This is a genomic window from Nonomuraea dietziae, assembly GCF_014195505.1.
Taxonomy (GTDB): Bacteria; Actinomycetota; Actinomycetes; order Streptosporangiales; family Streptosporangiaceae; genus Nonomuraea; species Nonomuraea roseola.
Window position 1 is genome coordinate 6266937 of sequence record NZ_JACIBV010000001.1, and the last position, 13652, is coordinate 6280588.

Sequence of the window (13652 nt, forward strand, 5' to 3'; positions counted from 1 at the left end):
CCGCGGACAATTATCACCCCCGTGACAAAACGCTCCGGAGGAATGTTCGGCTACGGGCTGCTCCTGAAAGGTGCGTCTCGGTAAGTTGACCGATCACCCGGCTGTATGGGAGCGCGTGTGGACGTACTCGGCGAAGGCGACATCCGACGCTTTCTCACGGAGCGGATCGCCTCCCTTCTCCCTTCGCAGGAGGTCGACCCCGACCGCCCGTTGGAGGAGTTCGGGCTGTCGTCGAGGGACGCGGTCGGGATCGCGGGGGAACTCGCCGAACTGCTGGGCAGGGAGCTGCCGCCCACGCTGGTCTGGGAGCACCCCACGGTCAACCGCCTCGCCGCCGCCCTCGCGCCGGGCGCCGTCACCGCCTCTTCCTCGGTCTCTCCCCCGGTGGCCAGGGCCGGGGGGAGCGAGCCGATCGCCGTGGTCGGGATCGGCTGCCGCCTGCCGGGCGCCGAGGGGCCTGAGGCGCTCTGGGAGCTGCTGATGGACGGGCGCGACGCCGTACGGCAGGTGCCCGACGGCAGGTGGGAGGCGTTCGACGACGGCAGCGCCCGCACCGCCGACGCCATCGCCCGCACGACGAGGCACGGCGGCTTCCTCGACGACATCGCGGGATTCGACGCCGCCTTCTTCGGCATCCCTCCAGGCGAGGCCGCCACGATGGACCCCCAGCAGCGCCTGCTGCTCGAGACGGCGTGGGAGGCGCTGGAGCACGGCGGCATCGCGCCGAGGTCGTTGCGCGGCAGCCGTACGGGGGCCTTCGTCGGCATCTCGGGCAACGAGTACGCCCACCTCACCACCGCCGACCCCGCCTCGGTGGAGGCGTGGACGGCCACGGGCGCGGCCTTCAGCATCGCGGCCAACAGGCTCTCCTACCTCCTCGACCTGCGCGGACCCTCCATGGCCGTCGACACCGCGTGCTCGTCCTCGCTCGTCGCCGTGCACCTGGCCGTGGCGAGCCTGCGGGCGGGGGAGAGCGACCTGGCGCTGGCGGCGGGGGTGAACCTGCTGCTCTCGCCCGTCGTCACGATGGCCTTCGACCAGGCGGGCGGCACCTCGCCCAGCGGCAGGTGCAGGGCCTTCGACGCCTCCGCCGACGGCATGGTCCGCGCGGAGGGCTGCGGGGTGGTCGTCATGAAGCGGCTCTCCGACGCCCTGCGCGACGGCGACCGCGTGCTCGCCGTGGTCCGCGCCACGGCGGTCAACCAGGACGGCCGCTCCAACGGCCTGGTCGCGCCGAACCCCGAGGCGCAGGAGGAACTGCTCCGCACCGCCTACGCGGGCCTCGACACAGGGCCCGACTACGTCGAGGCGCACGGCACGGGCACCTTCCTCGGCGACCCGATCGAGGGCCGAGCCCTCGCCGCCGCCCTGCGGGGCAGGATCCTGGTCGGCTCGGTCAAGACCAACCTCGGCCATCTGGAGGCGGCGGCGGGGGTGACGGGCCTCATCAAGACCGTCCTGGCGCTGCACCACGGCGTGATCCCGCCGAGCCTCCACTTCCGCGAGCCGAACCCGCACCTCCCGTGGGACCGCCTGACCGTGGTCACCGAGCCGACCCCATGGCCACGCCCAGCCGCGAGGGCGGGTGTGTCGTCGTTCGGTTTCGGCGGCACCAACGCCCACGTCGTCCTCGACGCCTTCCCCGCAGCCGCCCGGCAGGACGAGCCCGCCGCGCGGGTCTTCGTGCTCAGCGACCTCACCGCCGACAGGGTGCGCGCCCACGCCACCGACCTGGCGGCGTGGGCCGAGACCGAGGCAGGAAGGGGCGCCGCCATGGCAGACGTGGCGGCCACCCTCGCCAGGCGAGCGGGCCGAGGCAGAGTCGGCGCGGCGGTCGTGGCGCGGGACACCGGGGAGCTGGCCCGCGCGCTCGCCTCCGTCGAACCGGTCCCGGCCGGAGGCAGGGGCCCGGTGTGGGTCTTCAGCGGGTACGGCGCGCAGTGGCAGGGCATGGGCCGCGACCTCTACGCCGCCGAGCCCGCCTTCCGCGAGGCCGTCGACGAGCTGGCGCCCCTGCTGGCGGCCGAGGCGGGCATCGACGTCCACGCGTGGAAGGGCGAAGGCGTCGCGACCCTCCAGCCGCTGATCTTCGCCGTGCAGCTCGGCCTGGCCAGGCTGTGGAAGGCTCACGGCTTCACGCCCTCCGCCGTCATCGGGCACTCCATGGGAGAGGTGGCCGCCGCCGTCGTCGCCGGCGGCCTCAGCGTGAGCGACGGGGTGCGCGTCATCTGCAGAAGGGCGAGGCTGCTCGGCTCACTCGGCGGCGGCGGGGCGATGGCCGTGCTGGAGGTGGCGGCCGAGGAGGTGCCCGAGGACCTGCACGTCGCCGTCCACTCCTCGCCCGTCCAGACCGTGGTCACGGGCGATGCCGGCAGGGTGGCGGCCTTCGCGGCCGAGGCGGCGGCGCGCGGGCGCATGGCCAAGGTGCTGACGGCCGAGGGCGCGGGACACTCGCCGCAGGTCAGGCCGTTACAGCCGGCGCTTCGCGCGGAGCTGGCGGCGATCGCGCCCGGCGAACCCTCGCTGCCGTTCTACTCGACCGTGCTGGAGGACCCTCGCGAGACTCCGACGTTCGAGCCCGCCTACTGGGCGGCGGGCATCAGGCGTCCCGTACGGCTGATGCAGGCCGTCATGGCCGCCGCCGAGGACGGGTTCACGGTGTTCACCGAGCTCGGCCCGCATCCCGTGCTGGCCGCGCCGCTGCGCGACACCCTTCCACCCGGCGCCCTGGTGACCCACTCGCTGGTCAGGAACGCCGGGCCACAGGCGTTCGAGGAGCAGGTCGCCAGGGTGGCGGCCGCCGTACCGCCGAGGGTGGAGGGGCGCGTCACCGACGTGCCGCGGCCGCGATGGCGGCGCGAGCGGCACTGGGCGGCGGCCTTGCCGCGGCCCGTGGGCGGGCATCCGCTCCTGGGCGCGCACGTGGAGACGCCCGCCGGTCACTGCTGGTCCACCACGCTCGACGACCTGTCGCAGCCGCCGTGGCGGCTGCCTGCGGAGGTGTGGCACCGCCACGGGCACCCGGTTCTGCCCGTCGAGGCCGTCGCCCAGCTGGCCAGGGCCGCGCTCGGCGGGCCTGCCGTCTCCGACGTCGCGCTGTACGCCCTGCTGCCGCTGCCCGCCCAGATCACCACCACGCTGGCGGGCGGCCGCGTGGAGGTGCACGCCAAGGACGCGGCGGGCGTCTGGAGGATGTACGGCTCGGCGGGTGAGGGCCCGTCGGAGCACGCCCTCGAAAAGATGGCGACCGCCGGTGTAGACGGGGCCTGTGTGGGAATCGTGAGGCAGGAGATCCGGGCGGACGAGGTCCCCGTGAGGCTGGCGGACAAGCTCGTCGAACGGATCTGGGTGCCGGCGCCACAGGCGCAGGGCGGGGCGGTCCCGGCCCGTGAATGGCTCATCCTGGCCGATGAGGGGGATTCACGGGCGGACCGCCTCGCCTCGCTCGTCGCGACCTCACCCGACGGCGACCCGCTGCTCCTCGTGCCGCCGCGCCCCGATCCCCAGCGGGTCATGCTGCGGGTGGCAGGGCTCGCGCCTCGCGGCGGACGGTTGAGGATCGTCACCGAACGGGCCCAGGTGGTGCTGCCCGGCGAGCGGGCGGAGCCATCAGGCGCGTCGCTGCGCGGGCTGGTGCGGGTGCTCGCGCTGGAGCACCCCGAGCTCAGGGCGGCCCTGATCGACGTCGACGACCTGTCCGCACTGGCGAGCGAGCTCGCGCGGGACACAGAGGACGACGAGGTGGCCTGGCGCGACGGCGTCCGCTACGCCGCCCGCCTGCGCCGCGCCCACCTGCCCGACCCGCCCGCTCCGCCCGATCCCGGCGCGCTGGTGGTGCGGGAAGGCGGCGGCTACCTGATCACCGGCGGGTACGGCACGCTCGGCCTGCTCGCCGCGCGCTGGCTGGCAGGCAGGGGCGCGGCCCGCGTCGTGCTGAACGGCCGGTCGGGCCCCTCGCCCGAGGCCGCCGCCGAACTGGCGCGCATCGGCGTGGCCGAGGTGGTCACGGGTGACCTCGCCGCCTCGGGAACGGCCGAGCGGCTGGTGGAGGCGGCGACCCGCGGAGGGATACGGCTGCGTGGCGTCGTCCACGCGGCGGGCGTGCTGGACGACCGCCTGATCGCCGACCTGACCGCCGAGTCCGTGGAACGGGTGTGGCGGGCCAAGGCGCTGGGCGGCCTGCGGCTGCACGAAGCCACGCGTGGAGCCGGCCTCGACTGGTGGGTGGCCTACTCGTCGGCGGCGGCGCTGCTGGGCTCGCCGGGCCAGGCGGCCTACGCGACGGCGAACGCCTACCTGGACGCGCTGTGCGAGCTGCGCAGGGCCGAGGGTCTTCCCGGGGTGTCGATCGGCTGGGGGACGTGGGCGGGGGCGGCCCCCCTGCCGGCCGTCGCGCCGCTGACCCCTTCCGAGGGGATGGAGGCGCTGGAGGCGCTGTTGCGCGGGGAGCTGTCGGCGGGAGTGGTGCGGCTGGACCCCGCGACGGCGGTGGCGGTGTTCCCCCGGGTGGGACGCATGCCGTACTTCTCCATGGTGGTGGAGGGGACGGCGGCGCGCGAGGACCTCTCGGCGCTGGGACACGACGAGGCGCTGGAGGTGATCGCGGGGCGGGTCAGGGAGCGGGCGGCAGGGGTGCTGGGGCTGGACGCCCCGGGTCTGGGGGAGGGCGTCGCGCTGACGGAGCTGGGCCTGGACTCGCTGGCGGCGACGCGGCTGAGGGGGACGATCGAGCACGACTTCGGGGTGGCGCTGCCCGCTGGACCCCTGCTGAGAGGCGCGACCCTCGGGGAGATCGCCCGGATGGTCGCCTCGGAGCTCGGCAGGGGGCCGCAGAAGGAGGCGGGGCCGAGGGACGCGGCGGAGCGGCTGGTGGTCAGGGTGGCGGAGGAGGTGCTCGGCCGGGCCCTCGCGGTCGGCGAGAGCCTCCCCGCCGAGGCGCTGCCCCTGGTCGCGGAGGGCCTGGCGGAGGAGCTCGGCCAGCGGGCCCTGATCGACGGGGCGGCGACGGTGGCCGAGGCGGCGGACGCGGTGCGGGAGTGGGACGAGCGCGAGGCAGGCAGAGGGGTCGTCAGAGCGCTCACCCCGCGGACGGCTCCGCCGTCGACCGCGAGGCCGCTGTTCCTCGCCCACCCCGCGGGAGGCACGACAGGGGTGTACACCAGGCTCGCGGCGCTCCTCGACGTCCCCGTGCTCGGGTTGGAGCGGCTGGAGGACATCGTGGACGTCTCCGACCGGGCCGCCGTCTACGCCGACGCCATCAGGCGCACCGCGCCCGCCCCCTACCGGCTCGGCGGCTGGTCGTTCGGCGGGATCCTGGCCTTCGAGATCGCCAGGCAGCTCGGCGACGACGTCGAGCTGGTCGCGATGATCGACTCGGGGCTGCCCGACGAGCTGGCCGAGGACGAGCTGCGGGCGGCCCACGCGCGCAGGTATGTGGATTTCTCGCGGTACCTGAGCGAGACCTACGGCGCGGCCGTCACCCTCTCCTACGAGGAGCTCGCCCACCTCGGCGAGCAGGCCCCAGCTCGACCTGACCGAGCGGCGGATCAAGGAGTCGGGCGTGCTCGAAGGGCTCAGCCCCGCCATCCTGCGCCACCAGCGGACCTCCCACGAGGACACCAGGGCGATCGAGCGCTACCGCTGCCTGCCGTACGGCGGGAAGGTCGTCCTCTACCGCTCCACCGAGCCGACCCCGTGGGCCGTGCGGGACGCCCGTTACGCCCACGAGAACGATCCGGCCAGGGGGTTCGCCCCCTACGCCAAGGATCTCGAGATCGTCCCCGTCGAAGGGGCGCACCATCTCAACCTGCTCGACCCCCCGTACGTAGAGATCGTCGCCGCACACCTGAGAGGTCTCCTATGACTCTGGCACAGGCAGTCATCGAGGGCGCGGACCCGGAGGAGCTCCTGCGAGCAGAGGTTCCGCCCGTCTACAGAGCCGCCCACATCCGCAGGGAGGAGGTCGGCATGTTCGGCCGCGCGCCCCACGGCACGATGGGCGTGGACAAGGACGTGCGCAGGTCGCTGCACGTGGGCGAGGTGCCGATGCCGGAGCTCGCGCCGGACGAGGTGCTCGTCGCGGTCATGGCCAGCGCGATCAACTTCAACACCGTGTGGTCGGCGATGTTCGAGCCGATCCCGACCTTCGCCTTCCTCGAACGCCTGGGCAGGAGCGATCCGCGCCACGACCTGGACACGCACGTGCTCGGGTCGGACGCCTCCGGGGTGGTCGTGCGGAAGGGCGCCGCCGTACGGCAGTGGCACGTCGGCAACAGGGTGGTGACCAGCCCCGCGTACGTGGACAGCGAGGACCCCGTCGCCCACCACGACTCCATGCTGGCAGCCGACCTGCGCGCGTGGGGGTTCGAGACGAACTTCGGCGGGCTGGCGGAGTTCGCGGTGGTGAAGGCGACGCAGCTGCTGCCCAAGCCGCGCCACCTGAGCTGGGAGGAGGCCGCGTGCAACATGCTGTGCGCCTCGACCGCCTACCGCATGCTGGTCGGCGAGCACGGCTCGCGGATGAAACAGGGCGACGTGGTGCTGCTGTGGGGCGCGACGGGCGGCCTCGGCGCGTACGGCGTGCAGCTCGTCAGGAACGGCGGCGGCATCCCCGTCGGCGTGGTCAGCTCCAGGGAGAAGGCCGAGCTGTTACGCGGCATGGGCTGCGAGTACGTCGTGGACCGCACCGACTTCGAGCACCTGGACGACGAGAAGGCCTGGCGGCGCTTCGGCGCCGAGGTGCGCAGGCAGGTGGGGGAGGACCCCGCGATCGTCTTCGAGCACACCGGCAGGGAGACGTTCGGCGCGTCGGTCTACGTCGCGAAGAAGGGCGGGTCGGTGGTCACCTGCGGGTCCTCCAGCGGCTTCGACCACGCCTACGACAACCGGCACCTGTGGATGAAGCTCAAGCGGGTCATCGGCTCCCACGGGGCCAACTACCAGGAGTGCGCCGAGGTCAACAGGCTCATCACGCTCGGCGCGATCCACCCGACGCTGTCGCGGGTCTACCCACTGGAGCGGGCGGGGGACGCGGCGCGGGCCGTCCAGACCAACGAGCACGTCGGCAAGGTGGGCGTGCTGTGCCTGGCTCCGGGGGAGGACCTCGGGATCGAGGACCACGCGCTGCGCGAGCGCATCGGCGAGGACAGGCTCAGGCTCTTCCGCTCATGAGGGGCGCGCTCCCTCACGCGCGGCCTGCCTGGCCCGCAGGACGATCTCCAGCTCGAAGCGGATGTCGGGGTCGCCGAGCTGCTCGCCGTACAGCTCCTCGAGCTGGCGCAGCCGGTAGCGGACGGTCTGGGGGTGGACGTGCAGTCTGGCGGCCACCTCGCCCGCGCCCCTGCCGTACCTCAGCCAGGCGAGCAGGGTCTCGGCCAGCCTGTCCTGCTGGGAGGGGCGCAGGTGCGCCAGGGGTGCGAGCCTGCTGGCGGCCAGCGCGCCGACCAGCTCCTCGTCCTTGAAGACGATCAGCGTGGCCATGTGGTCGGAGCAGCGCAGCGGCCCCCGCCCGCCGGGCAGCACACCGCGGCGGGCCAGCTCCAGCGCCTCGGTGGCCCAGCGCAGCGAGGTGGCCGCCCGCTCCAGCGGCACGGCGGGCCCGATCGCCGCACGCCATCCGCGCAGGCCCTTGTCCAGCATCTGCGGCTGGCCTGGACCGTTGGGGTCGGGGACGAGGAGGCAGGGCTGCGGCCGCTCGAGGCCGACCAGGATGTCGGGAGGCAGGGACGGAGTGCCGTTCTGGTCGTCGAGGGCGACGCCCGCGACGGTGCGCGGCAGCCGCCAGCCCGCCGCCTTGGCCAGGTCGGAGATCGCCTCGGCGGCGGCGGGGGGCTGCGACAGCAGCAGGTCGAGCAGGCGGTGGCGGCGTCGCTCCATCTCGCCCGCCGCGTGGGCCCTCGCCTCGTCGAAGCCTTCAGCGGCCGCGTCGGCCAGCTGGTCGAGGTAGACGAAGATCGCCTCTCCGAGGTCGTAGAGCGACTGGGGCGACAGGCCGAGCGGCCCGGCGATCTCCGTCAGACGCCGCCATCCGACCCTGGCGCCCAGCCGCATGGCGGTCTGGAGCGGCTCGAGGTTGCGGCCCTCGGCGGCCTCGCCCCTGCCGATCATGCGGAACGGTTCGGGGTCCCACGGGGCGTCGGGGTCCTCGATACGGTCGAGGAAGCGGCCGATGGCCTCCTCGACCGCCAGTCGCACGACCTTGATGTAGATCTCGTCGGAGGGCCTGGCGTACTCGGGAATACGGGTCTGGATCTCCTCGATGACCTCGTCGGAGACCTTGGCTATGCCGGGGCGCAGCGCGTGCGCGATGCCGGAGGGCACGGAGTCCCACAACCTGCGCGCGTCACCCAAGTCACCCTTCATGCCCTTTTCCCCTCCCGCCGCTTAGTGTTGCTTATCTGACAGGAGGACTGGAAGCAAGTGCTTGGTCAAATGTCAGTGGAGGAAGCGGCCGAACTCCTCCAGTGAGATGAGGCCGTCGCCGTTGCTGTCGAGCTTCGCCACGCCGGCCTGGGCGGCCTCCAGCGTGATGGGCTGGCCGAGCACCTCCATCAGGCGGACCAGCTCCTCCGCGGAGATGAGACCGTCCTTGTTGGCGTCGACGAGGCCGAACGTGATCGCATAGTCGCTCATGGCGTGAGGTTAGCCGGATTTGTCGCCCATCGCCGCTCACTCACCCAAGCTCGGCGCCCCAGCGCCCTCATGGCGTGGATACGGCCAGGCGGGCGGCTATCGTCGGATTTCATGGAGTTCATCGCATCCGCCCCCAACCTGCGTGACATCGGCGGCCACGTCACGGCCGACGGCCGTAAGGTCCGCACCGGGCTCGCCTTCAGGTCGGGCGCGCTCGACCGGCTCACCCCCGCCGACCACGAGGCGCTGCTGGCGGGCGGGGTGCGGCTGGTGTGCGACCTCCGTACGGCCGGCGAGCGCGCCGCCCAGCCCGACCGCCTGCCGGACGGCGTCGACTACCTGGTGCTCGACGTGCAGCGGCAGGGAGGCCACGGCGCCGACATCGCGGCCCTGTTCGACGACCCGACGCTCATCGAGTCGCTGACCTCCCCCGAGATCTCCGAAGGCTTCCTCGTCGAGGTCTACAGGGGCATGGTCACCACGCCCGACGCGCACGAGGCGTACGGCGACCTGCTGCGCGCGCTGGCCCGTCCCGGAACGCTGATGCACTGCACCGCGGGCAAGGACCGCACGGGCTGGGGCGCCGCGCTCCTGCTCACCCTGCTCGGCGTGGACGGGCGCACGGTCATGGACGACTACCTGGCCAGCAACGAGCACCTGGCGGAGTCCGCCGCCAAGATCTACGCGCTGCTCGACGGCACCGGCGTCCGCCAGGAGATCGTCAGGCCCCTGCTGGAAGTGCGCGAGTCGTACCTGAACGCCGCCTTCGACACCGTCACCGCCACCTACGGCGATCTCGACACCTACGTCCGGCAGGCGCTCGGCCTCACCGACGCCGATGTGGCCGCCCTGCGCGGGCTCTACCTCCACTGACCGGCGAGGAACAGCAGGTGGGACACCGTCTCACCTCCGTTCCCACGAGTGGCGAGCCCGTCGAAGGTTTGGCCCTCCGCTACCTGGTCATGAGCCTGGCGATGGAGAAGAGAACAGCCGTGACCACACGGCGCAGGCTCCGCCGGATGCGGCGGAAACTCGACTCCTTCGCCGATGGTGCGGCCCTGCCCCTGCTCGACGGGTCGGGTGGCAGTGTCCTGCTTCCCTGGGAGGGGCCATGGGACGGGGTTCGCGAGCCGGTGACGCGTGTGGGGCGCGCGGGCCGTACGGAGCCTCGATCCCGCGGGCGACCACCACGTGCAGCGCGTCGGCGCCGCCCTGGCAGCCGGGCGGGTCCGGGTCTGAAGGAGAATGAGCCCCATGCCGACGCCGATCAGGGTACTTCTCGTCGAGGATCACGACATGGTGGCCGAGGCTCTCGGCATGGCGCTCGACATGGCCCAGGGCATCGAGGTGGTGGCCAGATCAGCGTCGATCGAGGGCGCGATGGCCGATCTGGGCCGCTGGCAACCCGACGTCGTGGTGCTCGACCGCCGCCTGCCCGACGGTGACGGCGTCGAGGCCATCGGCAGGTTCACCTCGGCGACCGAGGGCGTACGAGTTCTCGTGCTGACGGCGGAGGCGAACGCCTCGGTGGCCGCGAGGGTGGTCGAGGCCGGTGGCGCAGGGTTGGTGGTGAAGTCGTCGGGGCTGCGGGCGCTGGAGTCGGCGGTTCGCGAGGTGGCCTCGGGCGCCGTGTCGTTCGCGCCCGAGATGCTGCCCGAGGTCCTCGACAGGCTGGCGGGCAGGGCAGGGCCGCACGGCGCCGAGTTGACGGCCAGGGAGAGGGAGACACTTGAACTGCTTGGCCAGGGGGCGAGCACGGTCGAGATCAGCCAGCGGCTCGGGGTCGCCCGAAACACCGCGCGCAACCACGTCCAGCGGGTGCTGGAGAAGCTCGGAGCACGATCGAAGCTGGAGGCCGTGGTCGTCGCTCGCAGGACCGGGCTGCTCGACTGATGCATGTGCACTAGGCCGTAATGGGCAAGTCGCATCTCGTGGTGGCTCCCAGCCTGCCGGACATTAAAGGGATGGCACACCGGACCGAGCAGCGGCTGGCAGAGGAACTCGACAGCATCACCGCTGCGAGGGAGATCGCCGGGCGTTTTCTGAAGGATGCCGGGTACGGCGGCGCGCACGACGACGTGCTGCTGGTGGTGTCCGAGCTGGTGACAAACGCGTTGCTGCACGGATCGGGAGAGCCGCTGTTCCGCATGAGCGCGAGCGCCACCACGGTGCGTGTGGAGGTGGGCGACTCGGCGGCGAAGCTGCCCGTCCCCCGTGAGCCAGGACCCCGCGACGGCTGGGGCCTGCAGGTGATCCAGCGAGTCTGCTCCTCTTGGGGCGCCTCCCCGCACGAGGGCGGGAAGGTGGTGTGGTGTGAGCTCGTCTCCTCTCCTGCTCCGGCCACGACCAAGGCGGGTGTGGAGCTGGCCTGAACGTCAAGCCGTACCGCGAGTGGGGTCCGGCGTGCGAAGCTGCGGTATGGCCGATGCGGACCGAGACCTTCATCTGCTGGTGCAGAGCGTCGTCGACTACTCCATCTTCATGCTGGATCCCGACGGGTACATCGTCAGCTGGAACGAGGGCGCGCAGCGGATCAACGGGTACACCGCCAAGGAGATCATCGGCTCGCACTTCTCGGTGTTCTTTCCGCCTGAGGACGTCGCCTCGGGCAAGCCGGAGTGGGAGCTGATGACGGCGACCAGCGAGGGGCGGGTGGAGGACGAGGGCTGGCGGGTGCGCAAGGACGGCACCAGGTTCTGGGCCAATGTGATCATCACCCCCCTCTTCGGCGAGACCGGAGAGCTGCGCGGCTTCGGCAAGGTCACCCGCGACAGGACCCAGCACCGCATGGCCGAGCACGCTCTTCGAGAGAGTGAGGAGCGCTTCCGGCTGCTGGTGCAGAGCGTCGTCGACTATGCGATCTTCATGCTCGACACCGAGGGCCACATCGTCAGCTGGAACGCGGGCGCGCAGCGGATCAAGGGCTACCGCGCCGACGAGATCGTCGGCTCGCACTTCTCGGTGTTCTATCCGCCCGAGGACGTCGCCTCGGGCAAGCCGGATCGGGAGCTGGAGATCGCCGTCGTCGAAGGACGCCTGGAGGACGAGGGCTGGCGGGTCCGTAAGGACGGCACGAGGTTCTGGGCCAATGTGATCATCACCGCCCTCTTCGACGAGACCGGACGGCTGCGCGGCTTCGGCAAGGTCACCCGCGACCTGACCGAGCGGCGCATGGCCGAGCGCACGCTCGACGAGCGCGGCCGGCTGCTCGCCCACCTGGTGCAGGCCCAGGAGATGGAGCGGCGCCGCATCGCGTGGGACGTCCACGACGACACGATCCAGTCCATGGTCGCCGTCGGCATGCGCCTGCAACTGCTGGCGTCGCGGCTGCCCCCCGAACACGCCGCCACCGTGGAGAGGCTGGACGAGGCGGTCAGCAGCGCCGTCCAACGCCTGCGCGGTCTCACCTTCCGCCTGCGCCCGCCGGGTCTCGACGGCGACGGCCTGGCCCAGGCGGTCGACGGCTACCTCGCCCAGGCCATCTCGGGCACCGGGCTGACCTACACGTTCACGCACGACCTGCTGCGCGAGCCGCCGCCGGAGAGCGCGATCACGATCTTCCGCATCCTCCAGGAGGCCCTGACCAACGTGCGCAAGCACGCCATGGCCACGTCGGTGTCGGTGTCGATGAACGCGGTCGACCACGGCGTGCTGGTGCGGGTCGTCGACGACGGCGTCGGCCTCGCGCAGCCCGTGGAACGGCTCGCGGGCCGCGACCACTTCGGCCTGCTGGAGATGCGGGAACGCGCCGAGACCGCCGGCGGCTGGTGGAGCGTCAGCGGCAGGCAGGGCGAGGGCACCACGGTGATGTTCTGGGTGCCCGCACTGATGTACGGGGAGAGCGGGGTGTCGTGACCAGGCTGACCGTCCTCATCGGTGACGACGAGCCGATGATCAGAGAGGCGCTCTCCGAGGTGCTGGCCGCCGAGCCCGACCTGGACGTCGTCGCTATCGCCTGCGACGCGGAGGAGTCCATCGCGCTGGCCGTACGGCACGAGCCCGCCGTCGCGATCCTCGACATGCGGATGCCGGGCGGTGGCGCGCACGCCGCCCGCGAGATCCGCAACCGCTCGCCGCGCACCAGGATCATGGCCTTCTCCGCCTACGGCGACGCCAGGTCCGTCGAGGAGATGGGCAGGGCGGGCGTGACGGAGTACGTGCTCAAAGGGGTGCCGAACAGGGACATCGTGGCAGCGGTGCGCAGGGTGGCGGCAGGAGCCGCCTAGGGCGCGGCCTGTGCCGCGACCGGCAGGCCCGGCTCCTCCACGGTGACCAGCGTGGCGACCCTGTCCACGCCGAGCATGCGCAGGTGCGTGCCCTGCCCTGGGGAGGCGACGATCGACAGCGGCTCGCACCTGGCCGCCGCCACCAGGCCGAGCTGGGCCATCGACCGCACGTCCAGGAACGACATGCCGCTGATGTCGATGACCGCCTCCCCGCCCGGCAGCGCGCGGGTCAGCGCCTGCCAGGCGAGCAGGTTGGTGTGGTCCGCCTCGCCGGTGAAGGTCACGCCCCTGCCCGTGGGCCGGTATCGCAGGCAGGCGCCCTGCTGGCCGACGGGGTGGGCCTGGTGGAAGCGGGCGAGCTGGGCGGAGGGGAAGAGCCTGCTGTCGTAGTGGCAGATCGCGGTGAGCCGCCCGTCCGAGAACAGCGTGTTCAGCCCGCACTCCGCGGCCACCAGTTCCTCGGGGTCGATCCCGCGCGCCCAGCTCATCTCGACGCTGGTCCACAGGCCCGACAGGCCCTCGGCCACCGCCTGCCGTACCGCCTGGGCGTAGAAGTCCCTGAGGCCGTCCAGCGTGCCCCTGGGTTCGGTGAGCTGGACCCCTGGGAGCGCCCGCGCCAGGCGCGGGGCGGCGAGAACGAGCACGCGCGCGCCCGCCCGCCGACCACGCTCGGCGAAGTCGAGCGTGGTGGCGGCGAGCGAGTCGTCGTCGTCGAAGGTGACGCCGACGTGGTCGCCCGGCTGGATGGGCTGCGGATTCGTCACCTTTCGGATACTACGCTCTTACTCATAGTGA

General features: G+C 72.5%; 9 protein-coding genes. 6 read left to right on the forward strand and 3 right to left on the reverse strand.

Features of this window, described 5'->3' with window-relative positions; genetic code table 11:
- The first annotated feature begins 117 nt into the window (after positions 1-117).
- A complete protein-coding gene (ccrA, locus tag FHR33_RS30080) occupies positions 118-7170 on the forward strand; it encodes a crotonyl-CoA carboxylase/reductase (protein WP_312895779.1) in 7053 nt (2350 codons plus the stop codon).
- On the opposite strand, the gene FHR33_RS30090 is transcribed toward ccrA, so the two are convergent.
- Both FHR33_RS30090 and FHR33_RS30095 read right to left on the reverse strand, forming a co-directional pair.
- A complete protein-coding gene (locus FHR33_RS30090; protein WP_183654758.1) occupies positions 7165-8361 on the reverse strand; it encodes a helix-turn-helix domain-containing protein in 1197 nt (398 codons plus the stop codon). The genes ccrA and FHR33_RS30090 overlap by 6 nt on opposite strands.
- Positions 8362-8433: 72 nt before the next feature.
- The gene (locus FHR33_RS30095) at positions 8434-8631 is read right to left on the reverse strand and encodes an EF-hand domain-containing protein (protein WP_183654760.1); all 198 of its coding nucleotides are present in this window, start codon (positions 8629-8631) and stop codon (positions 8434-8436) included.
- A gap of 111 nt (positions 8632-8742) precedes the next feature.
- Here FHR33_RS30095 and FHR33_RS30100 point away from each other — a divergent pair, with 111 nt between their 5' ends.
- From FHR33_RS30100 to FHR33_RS30120, 5 genes are all read left to right on the forward strand, one after another.
- Complete coding sequence (locus tag FHR33_RS30100) at positions 8743-9504, forward strand: tyrosine-protein phosphatase (RefSeq protein WP_183654762.1); 762 nt, start codon at positions 8743-8745, stop codon at positions 9502-9504.
- Between the two features lie 381 nt (positions 9505-9885).
- On the forward strand, positions 9886-10524 hold the full coding sequence (locus FHR33_RS30105) for a response regulator transcription factor (protein WP_183654763.1): 639 nt from the start codon (positions 9886-9888) through the stop codon (positions 10522-10524).
- 71 nt (positions 10525-10595) lie between these two features.
- A complete protein-coding gene (locus FHR33_RS30110) occupies positions 10596-11003 on the forward strand; it encodes an ATP-binding protein (RefSeq protein ID WP_183654765.1) in 408 nt (135 codons plus the stop codon).
- 46 nt (positions 11004-11049) lie between these two features.
- The gene (locus FHR33_RS30115) at positions 11050-12486 is read left to right on the forward strand and encodes a PAS domain-containing sensor histidine kinase (protein WP_183654767.1); all 1437 of its coding nucleotides are present in this window, start codon (positions 11050-11052) and stop codon (positions 12484-12486) included.
- Positions 12483-12857 carry a response regulator gene (locus FHR33_RS30120; protein ID WP_183654769.1) on the forward strand — a complete coding sequence of 125 codons (375 nt, stop codon included), beginning with the start codon at positions 12483-12485 and terminating at the stop codon, positions 12855-12857. Before FHR33_RS30115 ends, FHR33_RS30120 begins: the two co-directional genes overlap by 4 nt.
- Here FHR33_RS30120 and FHR33_RS30125 read toward each other — a convergent pair.
- Positions 12854-13621 (reverse strand): MEDS domain-containing protein, encoded by a 768-nt coding sequence (locus tag FHR33_RS30125; RefSeq protein ID WP_183654771.1) that lies wholly within the window; start codon positions 13619-13621, stop codon positions 12854-12856. The genes FHR33_RS30120 and FHR33_RS30125 overlap by 4 nt on opposite strands.
- Positions 13622-13652: the final 31 nt, after the last annotated feature.